Source organism: Pseudobutyrivibrio ruminis DSM 9787 (assembly GCF_900218035.1).
In the GTDB taxonomy this organism is placed as follows: domain Bacteria; phylum Bacillota; class Clostridia; order Lachnospirales; family Lachnospiraceae; genus Pseudobutyrivibrio; species Pseudobutyrivibrio ruminis.
In genome coordinates this window covers 97,387-123,398 of the sequence record NZ_OBMR01000002.1, presented here as the reverse complement: position 1 = coordinate 123,398, position 26,012 = coordinate 97,387, and the positions used below count along the sequence as shown (strand labels likewise).

Annotated in this window: 29 protein-coding genes; 27 read left to right on the top strand and 2 right to left on the bottom strand. The window is 37.1% G+C overall.

Annotated features, from left to right (window positions below; genetic code table 11):
* The first annotated feature begins 58 nt into the window (after nt 1–58).
* From CRN97_RS00620 to CRN97_RS00565, 12 genes are all read left to right on the top strand, one after another.
* Nucleotides 59–1,957 (top strand): YgiQ family radical SAM protein, encoded by a 1,899-nt coding sequence (locus CRN97_RS00620; protein ID WP_097075476.1) that lies wholly within the window; start codon nt 59–61, stop codon nt 1,955–1,957.
* Entirely contained in the window at nt 1,926–2,861 is a 936-nt protein-coding gene (locus CRN97_RS00615) for an RluA family pseudouridine synthase (RefSeq protein ID WP_097075475.1), read from the top strand. The genes CRN97_RS00620 and CRN97_RS00615 overlap by 32 nt, the downstream gene beginning before the upstream one ends.
* Complete coding sequence (locus CRN97_RS00610) at nt 2,848–3,378, top strand: Holliday junction resolvase RecU (RefSeq protein WP_097075474.1); 531 nt, start codon at nt 2,848–2,850, stop codon at nt 3,376–3,378. Before CRN97_RS00615 ends, CRN97_RS00610 begins: the two co-directional genes overlap by 14 nt.
* Before the next feature lie 161 nt (nt 3,379–3,539).
* Nucleotides 3,540–5,078 carry a methyl-accepting chemotaxis protein gene (locus CRN97_RS00605; RefSeq protein ID WP_097075473.1) on the top strand — a complete coding sequence of 513 codons (1,539 nt, stop codon included), beginning with the start codon at nt 3,540–3,542 and terminating at the stop codon, nt 5,076–5,078.
* Between the two features lie 111 nt (nt 5,079–5,189).
* Nucleotides 5,190–6,179: an ATP phosphoribosyltransferase regulatory subunit gene (gene hisZ / locus CRN97_RS00600; protein WP_044934496.1), complete on the top strand. Its 990-nt coding sequence runs from the start codon at nt 5,190–5,192 to the stop codon at nt 6,177–6,179.
* On the top strand, nt 6,176–6,835 hold the full coding sequence (hisG, locus tag CRN97_RS00595) for an ATP phosphoribosyltransferase (protein WP_033154127.1): 660 nt from the start codon (nt 6,176–6,178) through the stop codon (nt 6,833–6,835). Before hisZ ends, hisG begins: the two co-directional genes overlap by 4 nt.
* Nucleotides 6,822–8,108, top strand: a complete 1,287-nt coding sequence (hisD, locus tag CRN97_RS00590) for a histidinol dehydrogenase (protein WP_097075472.1) — start codon at nt 6,822–6,824, stop codon at nt 8,106–8,108. Before hisG ends, hisD begins: the two co-directional genes overlap by 14 nt.
* A 75-nt stretch (nt 8,109–8,183) precedes the next feature.
* A complete protein-coding gene (gene hisB, locus CRN97_RS00585) occupies nt 8,184–8,777 on the top strand; it encodes an imidazoleglycerol-phosphate dehydratase HisB (protein WP_097075471.1) in 594 nt (197 codons plus the stop codon).
* 22 nt (nt 8,778–8,799) lie between these two features.
* Entirely contained in the window at nt 8,800–10,080 is a 1,281-nt protein-coding gene (hisIE, locus tag CRN97_RS00580) for a bifunctional phosphoribosyl-AMP cyclohydrolase/phosphoribosyl-ATP diphosphatase HisIE (protein ID WP_074788918.1), read from the top strand.
* 7 nt (nt 10,081–10,087) lie between these two features.
* Entirely contained in the window at nt 10,088–11,953 is a 1,866-nt protein-coding gene (locus CRN97_RS00575) for a TIGR03960 family B12-binding radical SAM protein (protein WP_097075470.1), read from the top strand.
* Complete coding sequence (locus CRN97_RS00570) at nt 11,943–12,659, top strand: TIGR03936 family radical SAM-associated protein (protein WP_097075469.1); 717 nt, start codon at nt 11,943–11,945, stop codon at nt 12,657–12,659. Before CRN97_RS00575 ends, CRN97_RS00570 begins: the two co-directional genes overlap by 11 nt.
* Nucleotides 12,649–13,533, top strand: a complete 885-nt coding sequence (locus CRN97_RS00565) for a ribonuclease E/G (protein WP_097075468.1) — start codon at nt 12,649–12,651, stop codon at nt 13,531–13,533. The genes CRN97_RS00570 and CRN97_RS00565 overlap by 11 nt, the downstream gene beginning before the upstream one ends.
* Nucleotides 13,534–13,546: 13 nt before the next feature.
* Here CRN97_RS00565 and CRN97_RS00560 read toward each other — a convergent pair whose 3' ends face one another.
* A complete protein-coding gene (locus CRN97_RS00560) occupies nt 13,547–14,626 on the bottom strand; it encodes a GGDEF domain-containing protein (RefSeq protein ID WP_097075467.1) in 1,080 nt (359 codons plus the stop codon).
* 233 nt (nt 14,627–14,859) lie between these two features.
* Here CRN97_RS00560 and CRN97_RS00555 point away from each other — a divergent pair, with 233 nt between their 5' ends.
* The 8 genes from CRN97_RS00555 (at nt 14,860) to rsfS (ending at nt 19,506) form a co-directional block, all read left to right on the top strand.
* Nucleotides 14,860–15,228, top strand: coding sequence for a hypothetical protein (locus tag CRN97_RS00555; RefSeq protein WP_097075466.1), 369 nt, complete (start codon nt 14,860–14,862; stop codon nt 15,226–15,228).
* 137 nt (nt 15,229–15,365) lie between these two features.
* Complete coding sequence (rplU, locus tag CRN97_RS00550) at nt 15,366–15,674, top strand: 50S ribosomal protein L21 (protein ID WP_028236391.1); 309 nt, start codon at nt 15,366–15,368, stop codon at nt 15,672–15,674.
* A 2-nt stretch (nt 15,675–15,676) separates the two neighbouring features.
* Nucleotides 15,677–16,003 carry a ribosomal-processing cysteine protease Prp gene (locus CRN97_RS00545; protein ID WP_033154120.1) on the top strand — a complete coding sequence of 109 codons (327 nt, stop codon included), beginning with the start codon at nt 15,677–15,679 and terminating at the stop codon, nt 16,001–16,003.
* A 3-nt stretch (nt 16,004–16,006) separates the two neighbouring features.
* Nucleotides 16,007–16,291: a 50S ribosomal protein L27 gene (gene rpmA, locus CRN97_RS00540; RefSeq protein ID WP_015549701.1), complete on the top strand. Its 285-nt coding sequence runs from the start codon at nt 16,007–16,009 to the stop codon at nt 16,289–16,291.
* 68 nt (nt 16,292–16,359) lie between these two features.
* Nucleotides 16,360–17,646 carry a GTPase ObgE gene (gene obgE, locus CRN97_RS00535; protein ID WP_033154119.1) on the top strand — a complete coding sequence of 429 codons (1,287 nt, stop codon included), beginning with the start codon at nt 16,360–16,362 and terminating at the stop codon, nt 17,644–17,646.
* Nucleotides 17,647–17,658: 12 nt separating this feature from the next.
* Nucleotides 17,659–17,946, top strand: a complete 288-nt coding sequence (gene yhbY / locus CRN97_RS00530) for a ribosome assembly RNA-binding protein YhbY (RefSeq protein ID WP_033154118.1) — start codon at nt 17,659–17,661, stop codon at nt 17,944–17,946.
* 10 nt (nt 17,947–17,956) lie between these two features.
* Nucleotides 17,957–19,144, top strand: coding sequence for a nicotinate-nucleotide adenylyltransferase (gene nadD, locus CRN97_RS00525; RefSeq protein WP_097075465.1), 1,188 nt, complete (start codon nt 17,957–17,959; stop codon nt 19,142–19,144).
* A 14-nt stretch (nt 19,145–19,158) separates the two neighbouring features.
* A complete protein-coding gene (gene rsfS, locus CRN97_RS00520; RefSeq protein ID WP_033154117.1) occupies nt 19,159–19,506 on the top strand; it encodes a ribosome silencing factor in 348 nt (115 codons plus the stop codon).
* A 48-nt stretch (nt 19,507–19,554) separates the two neighbouring features.
* Here rsfS and lexA read toward each other — a convergent pair whose 3' ends face one another.
* Nucleotides 19,555–20,169 carry a transcriptional repressor LexA gene (gene lexA, locus CRN97_RS00515; RefSeq protein WP_044934479.1) on the bottom strand — a complete coding sequence of 205 codons (615 nt, stop codon included), beginning with the start codon at nt 20,167–20,169 and terminating at the stop codon, nt 19,555–19,557.
* Nucleotides 20,170–20,339: 170 nt separating this feature from the next.
* Here lexA and CRN97_RS00510 point away from each other — a divergent pair, with 170 nt between their 5' ends.
* The 7 genes from CRN97_RS00510 (at nt 20,340) to CRN97_RS00480 (ending at nt 25,823) form a co-directional block, all read left to right on the top strand.
* Nucleotides 20,340–20,669: a LysM peptidoglycan-binding domain-containing protein gene (locus tag CRN97_RS00510; RefSeq protein ID WP_090393944.1), complete on the top strand. Its 330-nt coding sequence runs from the start codon at nt 20,340–20,342 to the stop codon at nt 20,667–20,669.
* Between the two features lie 67 nt (nt 20,670–20,736).
* On the top strand, nt 20,737–21,483 hold the full coding sequence (locus CRN97_RS00505; RefSeq protein WP_097075464.1) for a lysophospholipid acyltransferase family protein: 747 nt from the start codon (nt 20,737–20,739) through the stop codon (nt 21,481–21,483).
* A 27-nt stretch (nt 21,484–21,510) separates the two neighbouring features.
* The gene (locus CRN97_RS00500) at nt 21,511–22,059 is read left to right on the top strand and encodes a DUF3990 domain-containing protein (RefSeq protein ID WP_097075463.1); all 549 of its coding nucleotides are present in this window, start codon (nt 21,511–21,513) and stop codon (nt 22,057–22,059) included.
* Nucleotides 22,060–22,135: 76 nt separating this feature from the next.
* The gene (locus tag CRN97_RS00495) at nt 22,136–22,873 is read left to right on the top strand and encodes an alpha/beta hydrolase (RefSeq protein WP_097075462.1); all 738 of its coding nucleotides are present in this window, start codon (nt 22,136–22,138) and stop codon (nt 22,871–22,873) included.
* Between the two features lie 23 nt (nt 22,874–22,896).
* Nucleotides 22,897–23,079, top strand: coding sequence for a hypothetical protein (locus tag CRN97_RS00490; RefSeq protein WP_097075461.1), 183 nt, complete (start codon nt 22,897–22,899; stop codon nt 23,077–23,079).
* Between the two features lie 152 nt (nt 23,080–23,231).
* Complete coding sequence (locus tag CRN97_RS00485; protein WP_097075460.1) at nt 23,232–24,242, top strand: LytS/YhcK type 5TM receptor domain-containing protein; 1,011 nt, start codon at nt 23,232–23,234, stop codon at nt 24,240–24,242.
* Nucleotides 24,243–24,362: 120 nt separating this feature from the next.
* Entirely contained in the window at nt 24,363–25,823 is a 1,461-nt protein-coding gene (locus CRN97_RS00480) for a carbon starvation CstA family protein (RefSeq protein WP_097075459.1), read from the top strand.
* The last annotated feature ends 189 nt before the right edge of the window (nt 25,824–26,012 follow it).

Below are 26,012 nucleotides of genomic sequence, written 5' to 3'. Positions count from 1 at the left end.
AGATTTTACAGCCAACTTGTATTACATACAGTTGGCTTATTTTATTTAAGAGGTTTATATGGCACAATTTTTACCAATTAGTAAGCAAGATATGAAAGATAGAGGTATCGAACAGCTAGACTTCGTCTATGTCTGCGGAGATGCTTATGTAGATCACCCATCCTTTGGTGCTGCAATTATCTGCCGTATACTTGAACTACATGGATATACAGTGGGTATTATTGCTCAACCAGACTGGAAGGATGATAATTCTATCAATATACTTGGCGAGCCACGACTTGGCTTTTTTGTTAGTGCTGGAAACATGGATTCAATGGTTAATCATTATAGTGTTTCAAAGCACCGTAGAGATTACGACAACTATTCTCCAGGTGGCAAAATTGGTCTTAGACCAGATTATGCAACAGTAGTTTACTGTAATTTAATTAGACATACATATAAAAAGAAGCCAATCATTATAGGTGGAATAGAAGCATCCCTTAGAAGACTAGCTCATTACGACTATTGGTCAAATAAGGTTCGTCGTTCTATACTTTTAGATTCTGGTGCGGACTTGATTTCTTATGGAATGGGAGAGCGTTCTGTAGTAGAAATAGCTGATTGTCTTGCATCTGGAATGGATGTTAAGGATATTACATATATCGATGGCACTGTATTTAAAACTCGAGATAAATCCTTCACTGAAGATGCAATCATGTTACCTTCTTATGAAGATATAAAAGCAGATAAAGCTACATACGCAAAAAGCTTCTATACTCAGTACGTAAATACGGATGCCTTCACAGCCAAAAAACTGGTTGAGACTTACGATGGCGCAATGTATGTAATTCAAAATCCGCCACAGAAGCCTTTAACAAGACAGGAGATGGATGATGTATATGCTATAGAATATATGCGCACATATCATCCTATCTATGAAAAAGATGGTGGTATCCCAGCTATCAAAGAAGTTAAGTTTTCATTGATTAGTAACCGCGGCTGCTTCGGCGGATGTAATTTTTGTGCCTTAACATTCCATCAGGGGAGAATTATTCAATCACGAAGTCATGAATCTATTATAAATGAAGCAAAGCTTATAACTCAGGACCCAGAGTTTAAGGGTTATATCCATGATGTTGGTGGCCCTACGGCCAACTTCAGGAATCCTTCTTGTAAAAAGCAGATGGAAAAGGGCGTATGTATGCATAGGCAGTGTCTATTCCCTACTAAGTGTCCTAATCTAGAAGTAGATCACAAGGATTATGTAAGCCTTCTCACAAAGCTTCGCAAGCTTCCAAAGGTAAAAAAAGTCTTTGTACGTTCCGGCGTCAGATTCGATTATGTAATGTATGATAAAGATGACACCTTCCTTCGTGACCTGTGTAAGTATCATGTTAGTGGCCAGCTGAAGGTAGCTCCAGAACATATTTCAAACAATGTACTTAGCTACTTAGGAAAGCCTGATATTTCCGTTTACAATAGTTTCTGCGATAAATATGCCAAGATTAATAAAGAGCTTGGTTTAAAGCAGTATTTGGTGCCATATTTGATGAGTTCTCATCCGGGAAGCACATTAGATGATGCAATCGCCTTGGCAGAGTATCTTCGAGACCATCATTTATCACCAGAACAGGTACAGGATTTCTATCCAACACCTAGCACAATCTCTACAACAATGTACTATACAGAGATTGACCCAAGGGATATGAAGCCCGTTTATATATGCAAGAATCCTCATGAAAAAGCAATGCAAAGAGCTCTTATACAGTACAAGAGACCTGAAAACTATGATCTCGTAAAAGAAGCTCTTATCAAAGCAGGAAGAGAGGATTTGATTGGATTTGGAGAAGAATGCTTGATTCCTCCTAGAAAGATTAAAGGCAAGGAATTCAAAAAGAATAATAAAAATACTAGAAAACAGACTTCTGGAAAACAAAGTAAGACAAATGAAAGAACTAAAAATAGACGTAAACGATAGTAATCAGCGTTTTGACAAATATCTGAAACGTGTTCTTAGCGAAGCAAGCTCCAGCTTTATATACAAAATGCTTCGCAAAAAGAACATCACACTTAACGATAAAAAAGCTGATGGTACAGAAAAACTTAATACAGGCGACATTGTAAAAATTTGGTTTTCGGATGAAACATATGCCAAAATGACTGGAGCTGGAGAAAGAGATGAATTGTATCATTCTCTTAAAGAAGTAGACCATAATATCAATGTAATTTACGAAGATGATGAAATGATTATCATCAACAAACCAGCTGGTATTAAGTCTCAAAAAGATACACCATCAGATATCTCGATTAATGAGATGGCTATATCTTATTTGATAAACGAAAAAGGCCTTACAGAAGAAAGCTTCAAGCACTTTCACCCTAGCATATGCAACAGGCTAGATAGAAATACTTCAGGCATCGTTTTATTTGCTAAGACATTAAAGGCTGCCCAGGAACTTGGGGAAGCTTTGAAGGAGCGTAGCTGTAAGAAATTGTATCGTGCAGTTGTGCTTGGTAATATCGAGCAAAATCAGCAGATAGAAGGCTTTTTATCAAAGGATGAAGCAACTAATAAGGTTTCTATAACCCAAACCGAAACAAAGGATTCTAAGCCTATTAAAACAGCTTATAGACCTATAGCCCATGTCGGCGATAAATTTACCTTACTGGAGATTCACTTAATCACAGGTAGAACCCACCAGATAAGAGCACACCTAGCTTCAATTGGTCATCCTATATTAGGTGATAACAAATACGGAAACACATCAATTAATAAAAAAGAAAATGTTAGAGGACAGCTTTTACATGCGTACTCAATAGAGTTTGAAGATGGTAGAAAGTTTGTCTGTGATTTACCAAGGGAGTTTAATGGCTACATATAAATCACGTGGGCTTCGCGGTTCCACATTTGAAGAATTTATTAATAAAACAAATGAGGTGTACGCCGAAAACGGTTTGGCCCTCATTCAAAAGATTCCAACACCAATCACACCTATTGATATGGATAATAAGGGTCATATAACACTTGCTTACTTTGATCAAAAATCCACTGTCGATTATGTAGGTGCTATCCAAGGGATTCCTGTGTGTTTTGATGCAAAGGAGTGCAATAAAGATACATTTCCTCTCCAAAACATACATGAGCACCAGGTAAATTTCATGGGAAATTGGGAGGCACAAGATGGCCTAGCGTTTATTCTGATTTTCTTTAGCGAGAGAGATGTATATTATTACCTGACCTATGAAAAGCTAAAGGAATTCTGGGATAGAATGCAAGAAGGCGGCAGAAAAAGCTTTAGAATAGAAGAGCTTGATGAAAAATATTTCTTTACCACAAAGCCTAATCTGCTAGTACCTTATCTTGATATGATAAATATTGATTTGTCTTCAAGATTATAAAGCATTATAAATAAACATAAAAAAGAGTTGCCTGATTGCAACTCTTTTTTTTCTTTTTATAAAATCTTCAATTTACAAAAAATGGTGATTATTGTTAACAACTTTGTCATAATCCATTGATACAATCTTTCTTGATAAATATATTGAGGAGGTTATATTCAATGGGTGCGAAAAAAACTGCTTTTGAAGTATACTTGTCAGCTGTATTTAAATGGGGGATTATAGCTTTGACAGGTGCATGTATGTTTGCTACTTGTATGTTTATAGTAGAAAAACTATTAGGCTTCTACCAAACAATGCCATGGCTTGCTGTAATTTGTTTTGCTTTAATGGATGTAGGCTTCCTTGTAGCAGGCATGTTAATTTTAAAAACATCCTTTGATGACGAAGGATATCTTCTTGACGGAAAGTTACAATTAGGTAAGATTTTCTGCTCATTAGTTCTAATCATTCAATGGACTTACATTGTATACATGTGTCCAACCCGTAATTTCTGGGGATTTTTAGCGTTCTTTTTAACACTTATAGGCTTTTTCTTAGACATAAAACAGTTGTTAACAACCGGTGTTATTTGTATTATTTCGCTAATAAGTGGATGGATAGTTAGAGGGACACAGCTTCTTCCTGCAAAGGATGAATTATTTGTAACTGATATCATAATGTGTATTGTAGGCTTAACCATTTCATTAGCTGGCATTACATTATTTATCTTTTTCGTTTCTCACTTCCTTGTTACTGCAAAAAAAGACGAATTAGAAGAAAATAACAGAAGAGTTGTAGGCGTTATGGATGCAGTAAAAAGCATTTCTGAAAAAATGGTTACTGCAGGCTCGGCGCTACTTGATATTGCCTCAGATGAAAGTGCTTCAGCAGAAGAATTATCTGCAACCAGTGATGATCTTGTTGAAAGTAGTAATCAGCTGAGTGTTAAAGCAGATGAAAGCATGAATAACCTTTCTGAGCTTAGCGATTGTGAGAACATCGTAGAAGAAAATGTAGGAAAGGTAGAAACAACTTCAGATAATCTCCTAAGCAAATCTAATGAAAACGAAAGATCTCTTAATGATTTGCAAGGAATTAACACCGAAGTTTCTGAATCTATGGCTACTACAACTGATGTAGCGGAAAGATTATCAAAAGCAGTAGAAGAAATAGGAACTACCTTAGAATTAATTCAAGGAATTTCATCTTCAATAAGCCTTCTTGCATTAAATGCATCAATTGAAGCAGCTAGAGCTGGTGAAGCAGGCAAAGGATTTGCAGTTGTTGCAACAGAAGTTGGTAAGCTTGCTGAAAGCACCTCTAATTCACTAAACGATGTAGGAGCTGTAATTGATAGAGTTCAAATGAATGTTAAAGAAATTACAACTCAAGTAGAAAACAATGCAACTAAGCTAAACGAACAGAATGAACAGTTCAAGAAAGTATTTGGCGATATTCGAGATATGAGCGGTATGTTACGTGATTCCGTTGACGCTGTAAATGAAATGAATACCGCTATCAAACGGCAAGCTGATATCATCAGACAAACTGTAGATATTAACCAAAACATTGCAGAAAGCATAAGAGATGAAAATGAGCAATTTGTTGCTATCAGATCTATGGCAGAAAGCAATGCCAAAAATACTGAAGAAGTAGCAGCCCAAGCTAAGACTATCAATGAAATGGTAGATGAAATTAGCAGATTGTTGAACAGCTAATATCCAAGAAATAGAGTGCCCCGAGGCCATGTTGACTTCGGGGCTTTATTAAAGTATAATAACTTTAGTTCTTTATCACGCTAAAGTGTAGTTTTGTACAAGAGGTGCGAAATGAAAAATTTAACTTTACACACTCCAGAAGGAGTTCGAGACATTTATAACAGTGAATATGAGCAGCGTTTAGATGCCCTTTATAACCTTAGAAAGTGTTTTAAGGAGGCAGGATATTCTCCAATATCTACCCCTACATTTGAATATTTTGATACTTTTTCAAAAGAAGTAGGAAGCTGCAAATCAAACGAGATGTTCAAATTCTTTGACAGAGACGGCAATACACTTGTTCTCAGGCCTGACATTACACCTTCAGTAGCTAGAGCTGCTGCAATGTATTTTTCGGATACAGATGAGGCAGTAAAACTTTCCTATGAAGGAAATGTTTTTATTAATTATCATAGTCTGCAGGGTCGATTAAAAGAAAGCACCCAAGCTGGTTGCGAATTTATCGGAGATAGCTCTGTTGATGCTGATGCAGAGATTCTTACAATTACCGTAAATGCGTTAAAGAAGCTAGGCTTAAAAGAATTCGAAATTGGCGTGGGCCACATCGATGTTGTTAGAGGATTAATTGAAGCAGCAAACCTTTCTGACGACCAGGAAGAAAAGCTTATCAATCTTATCTCAAATAAAAATTTCTTTGGAGCAAAGGAGCTATTGCAGCAAGCAGAAGTAAGCAAGGGTTTAATAGATTTGTTTGATATTACAGGCAAAATCATGAATTCCCCTAAAGAATGGGCTCCTTATTTGGAGAAGGCAAAGAAATATAAAAAAGTATATGATGCCTTGGAATACCTTACAAAGCTTTACGAGCTTTTAAATAAAAATAAAGTAATGGATTACATCTCATTTGAGCTTGGAATGATTTCTGAATACAAATACTATACAGGCATCATTTTTACCGGATATTCCTATGGTGTAGGGGAGCCTCTGGTAAAAGGAGGTAGATATGATTCCCTCCTAAGCCACTTTGGAAAGGAAGCTCCAGCCATTGGTTTTGCAATTACAGTTGATCAATTAATGTTAGCACTTAGGAGACAGTCATGAGTGAAGATAGATATTTAACATTTGCCCTCGGAAAGGGACGTTTAGCAAAAAAGACCTTAGAGCTCTTTGAAACTATTGGTATTACTTGTGAAGAAATGAAAGATCCTGATACAAGAAAGCTTATCTTTGTTAATGAAGACTTAAAGCTTAAATTTTTCCTAGCCAAAGGCCCTGATGTGCCTACATATGTAGAGTATGGTGCTGCTGATATTGGAGTAGTTGGTGAAGATACAATCCTAGAAGAAAATAGAAATATTTACGAAGTATTGGATCTTGGCTTTGGAAAATGTCGCATGTGCGTCTGTGGACCAGCAGAAGCAGCAGAGCTGTTAAAGCATCATGAGCTTATTCGTGTAGCAAGTAAATATCCTAGAATTGCAAAGGACTATTTTTATAATATCAAAAATCAAACAGTAGAAATAATAAAGCTAAACGGTTCTATTGAACTAGCACCTATTGTTGGTCTATCTGAGGTGATTGTAGATATTGTAGAAACCGGATCAACACTTAGGGAAAATGGCCTTGTGGTTCTGGAAGAGGTTTGTCCATTATCAGCCAGAATGGTAGTAAACCAGGTATCGATGAAAATGGAAAACGAAAGAATTACTGACCTTATTGAAAAGCTGAAGGGAGCATTAGAAAATGAGAAAGCTTAAGCTCACTAAAGACACAATTAACAACATACTAGAATCACTACTTAAGCGTAGTCCTAGTCAATACACTGAGTACGAAAGCACTGTAAATGATATCGTAAATACGGTACGTGAAAAGGGAGACGAAGCAGTATTCGCATATACGAAGCAGTTCGACGGAGCAGATATTAACGCTACTAATATTATTGTAACAAAAGAAGAAATAGAAGAGGCTTACAGTCTTGTTCCAGAAGAGCTTGTTGAGGTAATAAGAAAAGCCCTGGTAAACATCGAAAGCTATCACGCAAAACAAAAGCAGAACAGCTGGTTTACATCTGAGGAAGGTATTATCCTTGGCCAGAAAGTATCGCCTCTTGCAAGAGTTGGTGTTTACGTACCTGGAGGAAAGGCTGTATATCCATCATCGGTTCTAATGAATGTTATGCCAGCAAAGGTTGCTGGAGTTCCTGAAATATACATGACAACACCTTGTAACAAAGAAGGAAAAGTCAACCCAAGTACACTAGTAGCCGCTAATGAAGCCGGGGTTGATGTAATTTACAAGTGTGGTGGTGCACAGGCTATAGCAGCTCTTGCCTTCGGAACAGAATCTATTGCAAAAGTAGATAAGATTGTTGGACCAGGCAATATATTTGTAGCTCTTGCTAAGAAGGCTGTATTTGGATATGTTTCAATCGATTCTATTGCTGGTCCTTCTGAGATATTGGTACTTGCAGACGAAACAGCTAATCCAACCTATGTAGCTGCAGACCTACTTTCACAGGCTGAGCATGATGAATTGGCATCTGCCATTTTAGTTACAACATCTGCAGAGCTTGCAGATAAGGTTGAGAGCGAGATAGAGCGTTTTGTAAAAATACTTTCCAGAAAAGATATCATTCAAAAGTCTTTGGATAACTTCGGATATCTATTGATTGCAGAGAACAAAAAAGACGCCATAGAATGTGTAAATGCTATTGCATCAGAGCACTTGGAAATCGTAACCGCAAATCCATTTGAAGATATGACTTATATAAAAAATGCGGGAGCAATTTTCCTTGGTCAGTATTCATCTGAGCCATTAGGTGATTACTTTGCAGGACCTAATCATGTGCTTCCAACAAATGGTACAGCGAGATTTTTCTCACCTCTATCAGTAGACGATTTTATCAAGAAATCAAGCATTATTTCATACTCAAAGGAAGCATTAGAAAAGGTTTATCCAGATATTGTTAAGTTTGCAAACAACGAGCAGCTCACAGCTCATGCAAACTCAATTAAAGTGCGTTTTGAGTAATATAGTTACTTTAATATTTTGTAATATTTAGGTATAATAAAAAAGGTTGTAAAAATAATTATTTGGGGCGGTGTTATGTCGGAAGAACGTAGAGCACGTGTTGCTAGAAAAACAAAAGAAACAGACATTACCATCGATTTTAAAATAGATGGTTCAGGTAACTGTCAGGTAAATTCAGGCATTGGATTTTTTGATCATATGCTTGATGCATTTACAAGACATGGCTTATTTGATATGACTGCAGAAATCAGAGGGGATTTGCAGGTAGATTGCCATCATACCATCGAAGATACAGGTATAGTTTTAGGCAATGCTATCAAAAAAGCATGCGGCAGCAAAAAGAGCATGAAGCGATACGGTAGTTGCATTCTTCCTATGGATGAGACTTTAGTTCTTGTTGCAGTAGATTTATGCAATCGCCCATATTTATCCTTTGAAGCAGATTTTCCTACAGAAAAAATAGGATATATGGACACAGAAATGATAAAAGAATTTTTCTATGCGATTTCATATTCTGCAGCTATGAACCTTCACATCAAAGTTTTAACACCAGGCAATTCTCATCATATGTGTGAAGCGATTTTTAAAGCTTTTGCAAAAGCCTTAGACGAGGCAACCACAATTGATCCTAGAATTGCAGATACTATGACAACAAAGGGTTCAATCTAGTATTAAAGGAGCGGTATTTACAATGGAGCACAAAAATATAGTTGCCACCATCTACATCAAAGATGGAATGGCAGTTAAAAGTCCAACAGAGCTTGAAAATAAAAAGGACGTCTTAGAGCTTGCATCTGTTTATGATGATAGTGGAATCGATAAAATCATTTGCTACGATTTATCATCTACAGATGAAGAGCACGAGAAAAACATTTTAGCAATCAGAGAGATTAATCGAAACGTTCAGGTTAAGACAGCAGGCGGTGGAAATATTAAGCGTCTTGAGGACGTTAAAAAGCTTTTGTATGCAGGCTGTATCGAAGTCATTTTAAATGGTTCAAAGCCTGAGACAATCGACTTAATAAAAGAAGCATCTGCAAGATTTGGTGCTAACAAAATGCTTGTTTCACTTTCAACTGTAGATTTCCTTTTTAAAACAAAGGATTTCCTTCAAGATAATGTTCACGAGCTTTTAATCATGAACACCACTCTTTTAGAGGGTCTTGAAAATATCACAAGCATTCCATACATTGTCCAGGTTGATAACAATGATTTCAGTTATGTTGAAAAGCTACTTAAGTCAGATCAAATCAGAGGAATCTCCGGTGCATTTATAAATGATACCGATACAGATATCATGCAGTTAAAGAGTGAACTTTCAGATTCTGGCATCAAAATGGACAATTTTGAGCCAAAGCTTAGCTGGTCAGATTTAAAACCAAACTCAGATGGCCTTGTACCAGTTGTAGTTCAGGATTTTCAGACAGGCGAAGTTCTCATGCTTGCCTACATGAACGAAGAGTCATTGAACTCTACAATACGTACTGGCAAGATGACATATTATTCTCGTTCAAGAAAAGCTCTTTGGGTTAAAGGAGAAACAAGTGGCCATACACAGTACGTCAAGTCATTGACTGCTGATTGTGATTTTGATACTATTTTGGCGAAAGTTTCTCAAGTTGGAGTAGCATGTCATACTGGCGCACCAAGCTGCTTCTTCAACGAAATAGTTAAAAAGGAGTATGTTGAGCGAAATCCACTTAAGGTTTTCGAAGATGTTTATGCCATCATTTTGGATAGAAAAAAGAATCCAAAGGAAGGCTCATACACAAATTATTTATTTGATAAAGGACTTGATAAAATCCTTAAAAAGGTGGGAGAGGAAGCTACAGAAATCGTTATTGCAGCTAAGAATCCTGACCCTGAGGAGACTAAATACGAAATATCTGATTTCCTTTATCATATGATGGTTCTCATGGCTGAAAAAGGTGTAACATGGGAAGACATCACATCGGAGTTAGCTCAAAGATAATTTATTTATGAAGAAATTAGCATTACCAGACGATATACTGATGCAGATTGATAAGCCTGCACGTTATATCGGCAATGAATTTAATAGCGTAATCAAAAATCCTGCTGACGTAGACATCAGATTTGCCATGTGCTTTCCTGATGTCTATGAAGTTGGCATGTCTCATTTAGGAATTGCCATCCTTTACGATATGCTTAACAAGCGTCAGGATACATATTGTGAAAGGGTATATTCGCCATGGCCAGATTTACATAATCTGATGAAGGAGCGTAATATACCTCTTTTTGCGTTAGAATCACAGGACCCTATCAAGGGCTTCGATTTTATCGGTATGACACTTCAGTACGAAATGTGTTATACAAACATTTTGCAGATTCTTGATTTAGCTGGAGTTGCATTATTAAACAGCGAAAGAGAAAATGACGATCCTATCGTTATTGTTGGCGGTCCTTGCGCCACAAATCCAGAGCCAATCGCCGATTTTGTTGATTTGGTATACGTTGGCGAGGGCGAAACTAGCTATCCAACACTTCTCGAGCTATACAAAGAACACAAGAAAAAGGGCTTCGATAGAAATTCTTTTCTTAGAGAAGCCAGTCATATTCCAGGCATCTATGTACCATCACTTTATGAAGTATCATACAAGGAAGATGGCACAATTGCTGAATTCAAGCCCATCTATGATGATGTTCCTGCAACTGTTGAAAGACAGGTTGTTAAAGATATGGATTCATCTAGCTATCCAACAAAGATGCTCATCCCATTTGTACGTGCTATTCAGGACAGAGTTGTGCTTGAGATACAGCGCGGATGTATTCGTGGATGTCGTTTCTGTCAGGCAGGAATGATTTATCGTCCAAATCGTGAGAAATCAGTTGATGTTTTGAAGGCACAGGCCAAAGAATTATTAGCATCTACTGGCCACGAAGAAATCAGCCTTAGCTCCCTTTCATCTAGTGATTACCATGCACTTGGTGAGCTTATGGATTTCCTTATTGATGATTGCTTGTCAGAGGGTGTTAATGTATCATTACCATCTTTACGTATTGATGCATTTTCTTTGGATGTAATGAGCAAGGTTCAGGATGTTCGTAAATCAAGTATTACATTTGCTCCAGAGGCAGGCTCTCAAAGAATGCGTAATGTCATTAATAAAGGACTTACAGTAGAAGACATTATCGGCGGTGCTACACTTGCATTTAAGGGCGGATGGAACAAGGTCAAATTCTACTTTATGTTAGGTTTGCCTGGTGAAACAGACGAGGACATGAAAGCTATTCCTCAGCTTGCAAATGAAGTTGCTGCTGCATACTATGATACAGTTCCAAAGGAACAGCGTCAGGGCAGATGCCAGATTACTATATCTACATCTTTCTTTGTTCCAAAGCCATTTACACCATTCCAGTGGGCTCCAATGTACGAAGCAGGAGAATATCTCCGTCGCGCAAAGGTTGTAAATGACGAAATGAAGGCACAGCTCAATCAAAAGTCGCTTAAATACAATTGGCATCATTCTGATGTTACTGTACTTGAGGGCGTATTTGCCCGCGGAGACAGACGTCTTTGCCCAGCGATTTTAGATGCATACAATAGCGGCTGTTTCTTTGATGCGTGGGGCGAGTACTTCGATTTTGATAAGTGGCTTGCTGCATTTGAGAAAAACAATATTTCAATTGATTTTTATGCATACAGACAGCGTGATTTAGACGAAATCTTCCCATGGGATTTCATCGATTGCCATGTAACAAAAGAATTCTTAAAAAGAGAGTGGAATAACGCCATGGCTGGCAAAGTTACTCCAAATTGTAAGATGGGCTGCAGTGGATGTGGCGCAAAATCTATAGGTTCGGGGGTATGTCACAATGCGCGTTAGAGTTAAATTTGAAAAAACAGGAATAATGAGATATGTTGGCCATTTGGATTTAATGAGATTTTTCCAGAAGGCTGTAAAAAGAGCAAATCTCCCAATAAGATATTCAGAAGGTTTCAACCCACACCAGATAATGTCTTTTGCAGCACCTCTTGGTGTAGGACTTACATCTACTGGCGAATATATGGATATCGATTTAAAACAAGAAGTATCTTCCAAAGAAGGCCTTGAAAGCCTTAATCAAAACATGGTAGAAGGCTTGGCAATTACAGGCTTCAAATATCTTCCAGATGATGCAGAAAAATGCATGAGTGCTGTGACTGCTGCCAGCTATATGGTTACTTACAAAAATCCTAAGGATGATGCTTGCTATATCGATAACATCATCGATTTAAAAGAAAAGTTTTTTGATGAAGCTGCTTCTATAAACATTGTTAAGAAAACAAAAAAGGGCGAAAGAGAGCTTGATTTAAAGCCATTAATTTATCGCTTCAACCTTGAAGTAAAGGATAACGTTCCTGTATACGACTTGCTACTTTCAAGTGGTAGTACAGATAATATCAAGCCAGAGCTTGTTATTAAGGCATTTCACGAGTATTTAGGTTTGCCTGAGTTTGACGAGCTTTCCTTAGATATTCAGCGTGTAGATATGTACACAGGTGAGCCAGAGAGCTTTGTTTCTCTAGGAGAAATAGGAGATGAACATTAAAAAAGTTGTAATTACAAAAGGAATATATTTAGATAAGGAGCTTCGGCTCCTTGTTTCTTTTGATGAATTTGATAGGCCTGTAGATTTAATCAATCTGGATGTTACCAAAATCGGCGAGGTATACCTTGCTACAGTAGAAAAAGTGCTTAACGATGTAGACGGTTGTATCCTTAAGCTTGATTCAAACACAAAAGGATATATCGAGAATAAAAAGCTTATTCCAGATTCTTATGTAACAAGGCATTCCGACAAGAAAAAAGTTTGCCAGGAAGATCAATTCTATGTACAGATATATCAGGATAGAAAAGGAATTAAGCCATATTCTTGTAACTTCATAAAGCAGGAAGACTATACTGAGAATCCTACATTCATAAACTATTATTTAGGTAAATATTGTAATTCTGACACCGAAGTTATCACTGATATGCAGGACATCCATGAAGCTAATCCATCATTTAGATATTACATCGATGATTCCTTATCATTATGGAATCTCTATGGATTAACTAAACTATTAGATAATATTTGTTCTAGAATCTGTCATTTGAAATCTGGTGGGAACATCGTAATTGAACCAACAGAAGCTTTGACTGTAATCGATGTTAATTCCGGCAAAAACTACGGAAAACAAAATCCTTATGAGATTAATGTAGAAGCACTGGAAGCAGCTTTCAGGGAAATCAGATTACGTTCTATATCAGGAATAATCCTAATAGACTTACTTAAAGTATCAAAAGCAGAAGAGGAGAAATTGATTGAAGTAGCCAATAGTTTAACCACTGACGATATTTCTCGGATTACAATCCATGGCTTTTCAAATCTGGGGCTTCTTGAGGTTACCCGCAGTAAAATCTTTTCAACCTTTACAATATAAAAAGAAATAGAGCCTAAAAAACGACTCTATTTCTTCCTGCTTGTTTTCCGAAGTATAATTTTTTATCAGCCGCTTCAATGGTTGATACCGTTCCGATGGTTCTTGAATATTCTTCCAAGCCAAAGGTCATTGTCACATTAAAGCTTTTATCTTTATATTTAAAATCAAAATTTCTAACCTTATTTCTCAAATCTTCCAATAGCCTAAGAGCTTCATCCCCATTTTTATTTACAAACACAAATAAAAATTCTTCTCCGCCCCAACGTGCCACAAAATTTGGAAGAGTCATAGAAGACTTGAATAGCTCAGCCAACTCCGAAAGAACATAATCACCGCAATCATGGCCATAGGTATCATTAATGCTTTTGAAGAAATCTATATCACCAATTGCGATAGAGATAAATGATATATCCTCAGCTTTCTCTATATCTTGTAACTCATTCTGTGCGAACCGTCGATTCATAAGACCTGTCAGTGTATCTGTTTCAGACATCAACTTAAGCTGCTTATTATTAATACGAAGTGTTCTTTCAACATCTACATATAAGGTGCAGTAGAAGTATGCCGTGAGAGAAAGACAAATAGAAAACTCTATGATATTTGCCCAAACTAAAAATCTAAATTCTAATGATTCAGGATCTAAGATTGTACCTCCAAAAGGAGTTAAAGTTGATAGTGAAAGAAATATAGCTGTTATTATCAAGCTCAGACTTATTTTTACTTTTAATGAACTCATAGCATCATACCAGAGAACGAGGAAAGCAATATATATCATATTTTGAAAAGAACATCGCCATCCAAATCCATAAGTAAGAATATAAGTAGATGCTATTGTTGTAAGAATAACTATGAAAGCACATGTACGAACTCTAATTTTATAGGAAAGATTTAATGCAATAGCATATATCACAACAGCTATTGCTAAAACTGCTGAATATAAAAAGTAGCCTCTTATAACGGTATAAATCAGAACAGCACAATAATAAGGAATCCACGCAAAAAGAAGATATCTAACAAGAGATATCATACTACTGGAATCTTCACTATGAGCTGGCGCTTTTTTTATCCATTGATTAATCTTTTTAATAGGCATCTTTTATACTCCGCTGTTGTATAAATTATATATTTTATTATAATTTTAGTTGTATGCAATGTAAATAACGTTAGCCTCTACTTTTTTAACAATAAATAGCAATTGGAACTATGAATTATCACAAATTCCAGGCTATAACAGATTAAACATAATATGATGATATAATTCTTATGATTTGGTGCAAAACATTGATTCAGAAAGGAATAATCCTTATCATAGGATAGGCATCTATTATGGAACTAAACGAAATAATTCCTGTAGTAGAGAAAAAGGCTGAACAGATTGCAGACCAGGAGATTGTAAAATATAACAAAGATTTTCCTGAAGTAAACTTAACTGACGATTCTAGAAATGCTGTTAAACAGCGTGCAATTTCACAGCTTACTTTGCAATTGAGCAAGTTTAGATTTAAATCAGACACTGACCTAGAAGAACAATTCGATAAATGGTTTGAAACTACGGAGCAGGATGATTTGCACAGAGCATGTAGACATTGTCTTGAAGATGAAGCTAGAAAAATAAGAGAAAGTAATGGTCATAATCTTTCATCTTTAGATCAATATCTAAAAAAACATCTTGGAGATGTACATACAGTAGAGTAATCTTTAATTAAATTATTGACGATAGCCAATTGCTGTGCTATTATACTTGAGTATGCCGCTCAGTGTGGTTTTTGAAGTGTGTTTCATTCCGAAGCACCACCGAAACTGGCGAGTAATGATAAAAAGGAGGAGCAACCATGTACGCAATTATTGCAACAGGTGGTAAGCAGTACAAAGTTTCTGAAGGCGATATCATTACCATTGAAAAGCTTGGCGTTGAAGCTGGTGAGAAGGTTACTTTTGATCAGGTTCTTGCTGTTAGCGACAAGGATCTCAAGGTTGGTGACCCTACAGTTAAGGGCGCAACAGTAGAGGCTTCTGTTGTTAAAGAAGGCAGAGGTAAGAAGGTAATCGTTTACAAGTACAAGAGAAAAACAGGTTACCACAAGAAGAATGGCCACAGACAGGCTTTCACACAGGTTAAGATTGAAAAGATTAACGGTTAATTATGGTTTCCGTGATTATTTCCAAGCAAGCAGCAGATATTAAACAGATTTCTTTGGACGGTCATGCCGGTTCCGAGGAAGCAGGACAAAACATTGTTTGTGCTGCAGTTTCAGTACTAGCTATTAACACATTTAACAGCATTGAGCGTTTTACTGATGATGCTTTTAGTGTTGAAGCAGCTGAAGATGGAGGACATTTAGTTATGTCTTTTTCAGAAAAGCTATCTGATAGAGCTCAGCTTTTGATTGACTCTATGTTGCTTGGTTTGGGCGAGATTCAAAAACAATACGGTGATGAGTATATTTCACTAGAAATTAAGGAGGTGTAAGACATGCTACAGATGAACCTTCAGTTCTTCGCTCATAAAAAGGGTGTAGGCTCTACAAAGAACGGTAGAGATTCTGAGTCTAAGAGATTAGGTGCTAAAAGAGCAGATGGTCAGTTCGTTAAGGCTGGCAACATTCTTTATAGACAGCGCGGTACAAAGATTCTTCCAGGCAATAATGTAGGTCTCGGTGGAGACGATACACTTTTTGCTTTAGTTGATGGAGTACTTCGTTTCGAGAGAAAGGGAAGAGACAAGAAGCAGGCTTCTGTCTATCCTGTAGAGCAGTAATTATTTGACCCGACTATACGTGTTACGTAAAGTCGGGTCGTTTTTCATTTCAGTATAAGGAGATTTTTATGGCATTTGCTGATAGAGCAAAGATTATTATAAAATCAGGTAAGGGTGGCGATGGTCACGTTAGTTTCCGTCGCGAAAAATATGTACCAAACGGTGGTCCAAATGGTGGCGACGGTGGTAAAGGTGGAGATGTAATTTTCGAAGTAGATCCAGGCCTTAACACACTTACAGATTATAGACATCGTAGAAAATTTGCTGCAGCTCCAGGTCAGGAGGGTGGCAAAGACAATTGTCACGGCAAAAATGGAGAGGATTTAATCCTAAAGGTTCCAGAAGGAACAGTTATCAAAGATGCCGAATCAGGAAAGGTTATTGCAGATATGTCTGGCGATAACAAGCGTCAAATCGTTCTTCCTGGTGGTAAAGGCGGACTTGGAAATCAGCATTTTGCAACTTCTACAATGCAGGCACCTAAGTATGCAAAGCCAGGTGTAGATGCAATTGAATTAGAGGTTATCCTTGAGCTCAAGGTTATAGCTGATGTAGGTCTTGTAGGTTATCCAAACGTTGGTAAATCAACATTTTTATCACGTGTAACAAATGCAGACCCTAAAATTGGAAATTATCATTTTACAACACTTAGCCCAAATCTTGGTGTTGTAGATGTTGATGATATAAATGGTTTCGTTATTGCTGATATTCCAGGCCTTATCGAAGGTGCATCTGAAGGAATCGGACTAGGTCACGAATTCCTTCGTCACATCGAACGAACAAAAGTTATCATTCATATGGTTGATGGCGCTTCAGTAGAAGGCCGAAATCCTGTTGAGGATATTAAAACTATCTCAGCTGAGCTTGAAGCATACGATTCAGCTCTTCTTAAAAAGCCACAGGTTATCGCAGCCAACAAAATGGATGTGATCGGAGAGGAATCTAATCAGGTTCTTGAAGAATTAAAAGCAGAATTTGAGCCTAAGGGCATCAAAGTATTTGCTATTTCTGCAGTTAGCGGTCAGGGCATTAAAGAGCTTTTATACGAGGTTGTAAGACTTCTTGATACATGTGATGATGCTCCAATCGTTTATGAGCAGGAGTTTGATCCTACAATCAGAGCATTCAATGATGAGCCTTACACAGTAGAAATTAACGATGAAGGCGATTACGTTGTTGAAGGACCACGTATTGAAAAAATGCTTGGATACACTAACCTTGAGTCTGAGAAGGGATTCTTATTCTTCCAAAACTTCCTCAAAGAGCAAGGCATCTTGAAGGAGCTTGAGGAAAAGGGTATTCAGGAAGGCGATACAGTTCGTATGTATGGTCTAGTATTTGATTACTACAAATAAAGAGGTATAGAAATGACAAATAAACAGAGAGCTTATTTATCATCTTTAGCAGCCGATATGAGTCCTATTTTACAAATCGGCAAGGCTTCACTTACACCAGAATATACAAATGCTGTTGATGAAGCTTTAGAGGCTAGAGAGCTTATAAAGATAAATGTATTAAAGAATTGTTTTGATGATCCTAAGGAAATCGCTCAAGTATTAGCTGAGCGTACACGTGCAGAAGTTGTTCGTGTTATCGGTCGCAAGATCGTGCTTTACAGAGCTGCTAAAAAGCCTGTTATTAAGCTTCCACAGTAAAGGAGACATCATGAGAATTGGCATTTATGGTGGTACATTTAATCCGATTCATAACACTCATATAGAAATTGCGCAGGCTGCTAAAAGGCAGTTTGACTTAGATATTGTCTATTTCCTTATTTCAGGCACGCCGCCTCACAAGGATACTAGTGAGACAGTTGCTGATTTATGCAGATACGATATGGTGCGCCTTGCTATCGAAGGCATCGACGGGCTAGAAATAGACGACAGAGAAATATATAGAGCTGGAAAAAGTTATTCTTATATTACATTTACAGAATTACATCAAGAGCACCCTGATGATGAATTATTCTTTATTATGGGTAGCGATAGCCTTATCAATTTCAAAAATTGGGTTAAGCCTGAAATCATTTCCCAGTATTGCAATGTGCTTGCAGCACCTAGAGCCGGGGATGATATGGATAAAATAGAGCAATCTATCCATGAATGCAAAAATATCTTTGATGGTGATTTTTTCTTAATTGATTATATTGCAAACGATATTGCATCATCATCAATAAGAGACAAAATCAGAATAAATCCAGATATTAAAAATCAGATGCCTGAAGCAGTCTTTAATTACATAATTGAGCATAATCTATACACTCAAGATTCATACACCATGGAAGACGTTATGCGTCTTGATGATGAAATGAAAAAGGAGTTAAAAGTAAGTAGATATGTTCACACCATAGGAGTAGCTCAAACAGCATACAGCTTAGCAATAAGATGGAATTATCCTGCTGTAAACGCTATGGTTGCTGGTATGCTTCACGACTGCGCAAAATGCATCTCAGATGAAAAACGTATCAGCGTATGTGAGAAAAACAATATTCCTATCACTGATATAGAGTATAAATATCCTCACTTACTTCACGGCAAGGTTGGAGCCTATTACGCCAAGGAAAAGTATAACGTAAAGGACAAACAAATCGCTCATGCGATTGAAGTTCACACTACTGGATGTCCAAATATGAGTTTATTAGATAAAATCATATTTTTAGCAGATTATATTGAACCTGGTCGTGATAAACAACCTCGACTTGATATTATCCGCTCAGTGGCATATAGTGATTTAGATTTATGTGTATATATGATTCTTGAGGATTCTGTTAACTATCTTAATAGCAATCCTGATATGGTAGATCCAACCACAATAGATACGTTTAATTATTATCGTAAATTACTTAATAAATAGAAGAGAGGTACAATATGGATTCAAGAGAAATGGCAAAACTCGTTTGCAAAGCACTTGACGATAAGAAAGCTATCGATGTTAAAGCTATCGATATTTCAAATGTAAGTATCATGGCTGATTATTTCATCGTTGCTTCTGCATCAAACCAGAGTCAGATGAATGCAATGCAGGACGAAGTAGATAGAATTCTTTACGAAAACGGAATTCACGCTAAATCTATCGAGGGTAACAGACAAAGCACATGGGTACTTATGGACTACGAAGATGTAATTGTTCACTTATTCTCTGAGGAAGATAGATTATTCTACGATTTGGAAAGAATTTGGAAAGATGGCATCCTTATTGATGCTGCAGACTTATAGAATTAATAAAAGCCAATCCGAAAGGATTGGCTTTTTTCATAGCTAACATTAGAAGAAACGGAAAACACCGAATACTTTACCAAGGATTTGACAGTCTGGAACAATGATAGGATCCATAGTGTCATTTTCAGGCTGTAAACGAATGTGTCCATCCTCTTTATAGAATGTCTTAACAGTAGCACTGTCATCTACGAGAGCAACTACCATATCACCATTTTTAGCAGTGTCTTGCTGCATAACAATAATAGTGTCTCCATCAAGAATACCAGCATTAATCATTGACTCACCCTTGACACGAAGCATGAAAGCCTGCTGATTAGGCATGTGCTCAGCTGGAATAGGGAAGTATTCATCGATGTTCTGAACTGCAAGAAGTGGCTGACCAGCAGCAACATTTCCAACTACAGGAACATTGACTACCTCACGACGAACAATATTAAAATTATCATCAACGATTTCAATAGCACGTGGCTTTGATGGGTCACGCTTGATATATCCGTTCTTTTCAAGAGTCTCCAAATGAGAGTGAACAGATGATGTAGATTTAAGATTACATGCATCACAAAGCTCTCTAACAGTAGGAGGATAACCTTTATTTAAAATTTCTTTTTTAATAACTTCAAGGATTTCGCGCTGTTTTGCAGAAATTTTTCCGTATGCCATAGGAAAGGCTCCTTTCTTTTTTATTAATTTTACAATAGCACAAAGAACATACTTTTGCAAACACATTTTCCGAAATTTTGTTCGAAAAAAGTATTGACAAAACGAACGTTCGGATTTATATTGATACCAGAACAAAGGTTCCGAACATTTATTTTGGAGGGTTTGATATTATGAAGGTATATAACAAGTCAGAACGTATCGTTAGAAATAGAAAAATCATGTTATTAGCAGCTATCATTGCTTCTTTATTATTTGGCTTTATCTTCTTTTCAAATAGAGCAGCAGCTGAAACAAATCGTCAGGTTTACACCTATTACACTAGCTACGAAATCCAGCCTGGAGATACTTTGTGGTCTATAGCAGATCAGTTCATGGGCCCAGATTATACTGACAAACAGGATTTCATCAGTAATATCAAATCCATGAATCATCTTCTGGACGATGATATTACAGCTGGGAATTATCTCGTTATCGAATACTCTTCATACGATATGTTGTAGTAAGTATTCACAGGGCTCCCCCATTTATGGTACTATCATATATAGAGAATATGGATAGGGAGTTATTATGATTCGTTTTTTTATAGCAATTCTGTTTAACGCAAAGCGTGGACCTGAAATTGTTCCTACTATGCGTAAAATGATAAAACATAAAGAAAAATACCCAGAGAAAACAAGATACGCATATGCACTCCGACTTATACGTTATCTTAAGAAATCTGCCAGAATCACCACAGAGGTATATGGCACAGAAAATCTTCCTGAAGAGGGCGGATACGTGATGTATCCAAACCATCAGGGCAAATATGACGCTCTTGGAATCATGTATGCGCATCACAATCCTTGTACCTTCGTTATGGACAAAGCCAAATCATACGGTTTTCTTGTTCGTGAGATGGTTGATTTGCTTGGAGCCAAGCGCCTAGCATTGGATGACGTACGTCAAAACATTCGCATCATGGCTCAAATAGAAGAGGAAGTAAAGGAAGGAAAACGCTTCATTCTCTTCTCCGAAGGTGGATACGCCAGCAACGGTAATATTGTCCAGCGTTTCAAGCCAGGCAGTTTCAAATGTGCAATGAAGGCTCAGGTGCCTATCATTCCTGTTACACTTATCGATTCTTACCTTGCTTTTAATAGCTTTAAGCCTGGTCCAGTTACCACAAAAGTAATATTTGGTGAGCCTATTTATTATGAAACCTACAAAGATATGAAGACCTATGAGGTTGCAGATATCGTTAGAAATACAATTATTTCTACCATGGAAGAATTTGGAGTATATGTAAATAATCCAGAAAAGGATCCTGAGTATTAATCTGCATTTGAAGTACAGGTATATGATATGAAGTTACAACTTTTCCATACATCCTACGAAGAAATCAAAAATCCAGACATTCATTACGGTCGCAAAAACGCCGATTTTGGTCAGGGTTTCTATACCTCTGATGATTCAGACTTTGCAGGACGTTGGGCTCGTGAAAAGGCAGGATATGACATCATAATTAATAAATACGAAATGGAATTAGACGGACTGCATATTAAGGAATTCAGTCGTAGCTCAGAGTGGGCCGACTATATTTTCAACAACCGCGCCGCCAAGGATGACTATTTATCTGAATACGACGTTATAAAGGGACCTATTGCAAACGATACTTTGTACAATACCTTTGGCATTATAACTAGTGGCTTTCTTTCCAAAAAAGAAGCTCTTGAGCTACTTCTTCAGGGAGGATGTTACTATCAAATAGTATTAAAGACTGATAAAGCAGCAGCTCATCTGAAATGGGTTGGTTCAGAAATTCTCAGTCACGAGAAAGCCCTCTGTTATCAGGATATTGTTAAAAAGGAAGAGGAAGAATACCAGGAAGCAATATCTCAAATACTTTCATAAAATACTGTAAATATGCTCCGCAATCATTTAAAATGGTTTCGGAGTTTTTTTTATTAAAATATAAAGGGGGACAATAATGTTTATTACTGATGACGGCATTAAGCTAAATGCAAAGCTTGATATGCCTACAAATGGGGCTGCTAAATGTCCACTATGTTTAGTATTTCATGGATTCACAGGACACATCGAGGAGGACCACATCCTTGCAGTATCTAAGGGATTAAATGAAATAGGAGTTGCCACTTTAAGAGTAGATTTATATGGCCACGGCAACAGCGACGGTGAATTCAAGAATCACAATCTCTATAAATGGCTTAATAACATTCTTACAGTTGTAGATTACGCTAAAACTCTTGATTTTGTTACAGAAATGTATATGTGTGGCCACTCACAGGGTGGTCTTGCAGTTACACTTGCTGCAGCAATGGAAAGAGATGTAATTAAGGCTTTAATTCCACTTTCTCCAGCCTATGTTATAATAGAAGGAGCAAAAAAAGGCGAATTATTGGGGCAGCCTTTCGATCCTGAAAACATCCCAGATATGCTTCAGTCATGGGATGGAAGAGAGCTTAGCGGCAATTATATAAGAGTTGCTCAGTCCATTGATTTGGATGCAGCAATTAAAAAGTATACCGGCCCAGTTCTAATTGTACATGGCGATGCCGATGAAGCAGTTCCTGTAGAATATGGAATTGAAGCATCGAAGAAATTCGCTAATTGCACATTGAAGCTTATACCTGGTGATACTCATTGCTATGATTACCATCTTGATCAAGCTGTTGAAGCTGTACAGGAGTTTGTTAAAGGTTTATGATTTAATCGCAAGGAGGATAAGTTATGAATGTAGCTCTAATTTATTTAATTGGTTTACTTGTTCTATTAATTGCAGTTGTATTTATCGGATGGATTGCAAGAAAGATTGATTATACACTGCAGGTTAAAGGTAAAATACCCGAACACAAGATTAAAGAAGATATACCATTTGAAAATTCTTCAGAAGAAATAAATGCACAAAAATGATATGACATTTGCAATTGAGGGACAAAGAGCTGCACACCCTCAACCACCAAGATAATACTTTAGGACCTATTCATAGAATAGGTCCTTTTTTCACACCTATTGCAACTTGTGGCGCTGGGACGTAAAATAAAATATGTAAAAGGAGACGGCTTATGGAATTATGTTATGACATGGTTATAAATATAGGGCTGTTGGCTTTAATTGCTCTAGCTTTGACAAAAATTCCATATATTGACCATATTTTATGTCAGGATAGCGGTCACGCCAAGCTAGGACGGTTTGTGCTGGGCGGAATTTTTGGTGGATTTTGCATATTTTCAACCTGCACTGGAGGTGTCGTCCAAGGTGCCATCCCAAATACAAGAGTATTGGGAGTATTAGCTGGCGGGCTACTTTGTGGACCAATAGTTGGCATTACAGCAGGAACGATAGGCGCAATTCATCGTTTTCTATTTGACCCACATGGATTAACCACATTTGCTTGCGCATATTCTACATTTTTAGAAGGAATACTGTCAGCTGTCATATATCAGATTCTTAAAAAGAAGAATTATACATTAAAATGGACCACGCTACTTGTAATTACAGCTGCTGCGGAAGGGTTTCATATGATAAATCTTTTAGTATTCGTGAAACCATTTTCCATAGCAATAGAAATCGTAAAGACGTTAACAATACCAATGGTAATAATTAATTCCATAGGTATGCTATTATTCTTTTCTATTTTTAAAGATGTATATATGAGACAAATGCTTCAAGCAGATAATGAAAGGCTTGAAACAATAAACAACGATTTACTTGAAAAGACAAAAGCCAAGCAAAAGATTGGCCCTTTTGGATTGCAGGCAGGAGATCACACAGAGCTTGTAGAGGCTGATAATATCTATTACATCGAGGCCATTCATAAAGGAGCAAAAATATATTGTAAAAACCAGGCTTATTATAGCAATGAGCCACTAATTGAATGGGAGAAGAAACTAGCATCTGACGACAACTCATTTGTAAGAATTCATAGAAGCTATATTGCAAATCTTACAAAAGGTGATTCCTTACAACCAGATGCCAATAACGGATATGCACTTTGTATGAAGGATGATAATCATACAATTATTCCAATCAGCAGAAAGATAATCCACGAAATTAAGGACTATTATGGCATGTAAATCAGTACCTGTTTTTAGCATTTCAGTCCGAACCCGTTGTTGTAGGTAAAATTAGATACTATACTCCAAGTTAAGAGATGTCCTTATAGGACAAAATAAATGTAACGGGGGTGAATGTATATGATTAGTTTTATTATTTGTCTGGCAGTACTTATAGGAGGGTACTTTGTCTACGGAAGGGTAATAGAAAAACTCTACGGACCAGATGATAGACAAACGCCAGCCGTGAGAATCAATGACGGCGTCGATTTCGTTGTAATGCCAAAATGGAAGCTATTTTTAATCCAACTTCTTAATATTGCAGGACTTGGTCCAATTTATGGTGCATTAGCAGGAGCGCAGTGGGGCACATCAGTTTTTCTTTGGATTACACTAGGTACCATTTTAGCTGGTGGTGTTCATGATTTTTCTGTAGGATTTATGAGCATGCGTCACGATGGGGCCAGCGTATCAGAGCTTACAGGCTTATACCTTGGAAATGTAATGAAGACTGTTATGCGCATATTCAGCGTCGTACTTCTTGTAATGGTAGGTACAGTATTTGCAGTTGGTCCTGCTGGTTTGATTTCTTTATTAATTGGAAATCAGGGTGGTTCAGGTCTTCTGACGAACACGTATTTTTGGTTGGCAATAATCTTAATTTATTATTTCATTGCCACATTTATTCCAATCGATAAAATCATCGGAAAGTTTTATCCAGTATTTGGTATATGCCTTATCGTTATGGCTTTTGGTGTAGCCATAGGTATTTTTACACACGGTTACACAATTCCTGAGATTCATTTAGCAAACTTACATCCAGATAACACACCAATCTGGCCAATGATGTTTGTTTCTGTTGCTTGTGGTGCTATTTCAGGTTTCCATGCAACTCAGTCACCACTAATGGCTCGTTGCTGTTCTTCAGAAAAAGAAAGCCATATGGTATTCTACGGTGCTATGGTTAGTGAAGGTATCATCGCTCTTATCTGGGCAGCAGCAGGTAGTGCAATTTATGCAACGACAGGAGGTCTTACAACTGGTTTAACAGCAATGCTTGCAAATGGCCAGGCAACATGTGTATATGATATTTGTACAAAAACAATGGGTGGTTTCGGTATCGTATTAGCAATGCTAGGTGTTATAGCATGTCCTATTACATCTGGTGATACAGCTTTCAGATCTGCACGACTTGTAATCGCTGACTGGTTCAAGATTGACCAGAAGCCATACCTTAGCCGTCTGTATATTTGCGTTCCACTTCTTGCAGCTGGTGCACTGATTAGCCAATTAAACTATGGTGTAATCTGGAGATATTTCAGCTGGTCAAATCAGACACTTGCAATGATAGCTCTTTGGACCGCATCAATGTATCTATATAAAAATGCAAAGAATTACTGGTTCACAGCAGTTCCTGCAACATTTATGTCAGCAGTTTCTGTCACATATTTCTTCTGTGCGCCAGAGTGCTTACATCTATCTACAAAAATAGCTTATCCAATAGGAATAATTGCAGCCGCTGTTTTCCTTGGATTATTTATAAGAGCTACATTAAAGCAACATGATACAGTTTCTCATTTCAAGATGATGCATCACGTATGATATAATATGAATAAATAGGAGCCGATAAGGTAAGCATATAGTACAAATCAAAACACTTATGGTTGATTAGAAATTTTCAATCATAAGTGTTTTTTAATATACATCTCTCAAAAATATGGTAATTTACGCTTTAAATAATTCCTAAAAACAACTAAAATAAAGACAATTAATGATAAATGAGGTATATGA

Bases quoted from the DNA above. Each gene is read 5' to 3' on its own strand.
- CRN97_RS00500 (WP_097075463.1), top strand. From the start codon at position 21,511: ATGAAGTTACAACTTTTCCATACATCCTACGAAGAAATCAAAAATCCA.
- CRN97_RS00620 (WP_097075476.1), top strand. From the start codon at position 59: ATGGCACAATTTTTACCAATTAGTAAGCAAGATATGAAAGATAGAGGT.
- CRN97_RS00610 (WP_097075474.1), top strand. From the start codon at position 2,848: ATGGCTACATATAAATCACGTGGGCTTCGCGGTTCCACATTTGAAGAA.
- hisD (WP_097075472.1), top strand. From the start codon at position 6,822: ATGAGAAAGCTTAAGCTCACTAAAGACACAATTAACAACATACTAGAA.
- CRN97_RS00510 (WP_090393944.1), top strand. From the start codon at position 20,340: ATGAAGGTATATAACAAGTCAGAACGTATCGTTAGAAATAGAAAAATC.
- hisB (WP_097075471.1), top strand. From the start codon at position 8,184: ATGTCGGAAGAACGTAGAGCACGTGTTGCTAGAAAAACAAAAGAAACA.
- hisIE (WP_074788918.1), top strand. From the start codon at position 8,800: ATGGAGCACAAAAATATAGTTGCCACCATCTACATCAAAGATGGAATG.
- CRN97_RS00570 (WP_097075469.1), top strand. From the start codon at position 11,943: ATGCGCGTTAGAGTTAAATTTGAAAAAACAGGAATAATGAGATATGTT.
- rpmA (WP_015549701.1), top strand. From the start codon at position 16,007: ATGCTACAGATGAACCTTCAGTTCTTCGCTCATAAAAAGGGTGTAGGC.
- CRN97_RS00560 (WP_097075467.1), bottom strand. From the start codon at position 14,626: ATGCCTATTAAAAAGATTAATCAATGGATAAAAAAAGCGCCAGCTCAT.
- CRN97_RS00480 (WP_097075459.1), top strand. From the start codon at position 24,363: ATGATTAGTTTTATTATTTGTCTGGCAGTACTTATAGGAGGGTACTTT.
- CRN97_RS00545 (WP_033154120.1), top strand. From the start codon at position 15,677: ATGGTTTCCGTGATTATTTCCAAGCAAGCAGCAGATATTAAACAGATT.
- nadD (WP_097075465.1), top strand. From the start codon at position 17,957: ATGAGAATTGGCATTTATGGTGGTACATTTAATCCGATTCATAACACT.
- CRN97_RS00495 (WP_097075462.1), top strand. From the start codon at position 22,136: ATGTTTATTACTGATGACGGCATTAAGCTAAATGCAAAGCTTGATATG.
- CRN97_RS00505 (WP_097075464.1), top strand. From the start codon at position 20,737: ATGATTCGTTTTTTTATAGCAATTCTGTTTAACGCAAAGCGTGGACCT.
- rplU (WP_028236391.1), top strand. From the start codon at position 15,366: ATGTACGCAATTATTGCAACAGGTGGTAAGCAGTACAAAGTTTCTGAA.
- hisZ (WP_044934496.1), top strand. From the start codon at position 5,190: ATGAAAAATTTAACTTTACACACTCCAGAAGGAGTTCGAGACATTTAT.
- lexA (WP_044934479.1), bottom strand. From the start codon at position 20,169: ATGGCATACGGAAAAATTTCTGCAAAACAGCGCGAAATCCTTGAAGTT.
- yhbY (WP_033154118.1), top strand. From the start codon at position 17,659: ATGACAAATAAACAGAGAGCTTATTTATCATCTTTAGCAGCCGATATG.
- CRN97_RS00615 (WP_097075475.1), top strand. From the start codon at position 1,926: ATGAAAGAACTAAAAATAGACGTAAACGATAGTAATCAGCGTTTTGAC.
- CRN97_RS00485 (WP_097075460.1), top strand. From the start codon at position 23,232: ATGGAATTATGTTATGACATGGTTATAAATATAGGGCTGTTGGCTTTA.
- hisG (WP_033154127.1), top strand. From the start codon at position 6,176: ATGAGTGAAGATAGATATTTAACATTTGCCCTCGGAAAGGGACGTTTA.
- CRN97_RS00555 (WP_097075466.1), top strand. From the start codon at position 14,860: ATGGAACTAAACGAAATAATTCCTGTAGTAGAGAAAAAGGCTGAACAG.
- CRN97_RS00605 (WP_097075473.1), top strand. From the start codon at position 3,540: ATGGGTGCGAAAAAAACTGCTTTTGAAGTATACTTGTCAGCTGTATTT.
- rsfS (WP_033154117.1), top strand. From the start codon at position 19,159: ATGGATTCAAGAGAAATGGCAAAACTCGTTTGCAAAGCACTTGACGAT.
- CRN97_RS00575 (WP_097075470.1), top strand. From the start codon at position 10,088: ATGAAGAAATTAGCATTACCAGACGATATACTGATGCAGATTGATAAG.
- CRN97_RS00490 (WP_097075461.1), top strand. From the start codon at position 22,897: ATGAATGTAGCTCTAATTTATTTAATTGGTTTACTTGTTCTATTAATT.
- obgE (WP_033154119.1), top strand. From the start codon at position 16,360: ATGGCATTTGCTGATAGAGCAAAGATTATTATAAAATCAGGTAAGGGT.
- CRN97_RS00565 (WP_097075468.1), top strand. From the start codon at position 12,649: ATGAACATTAAAAAAGTTGTAATTACAAAAGGAATATATTTAGATAAG.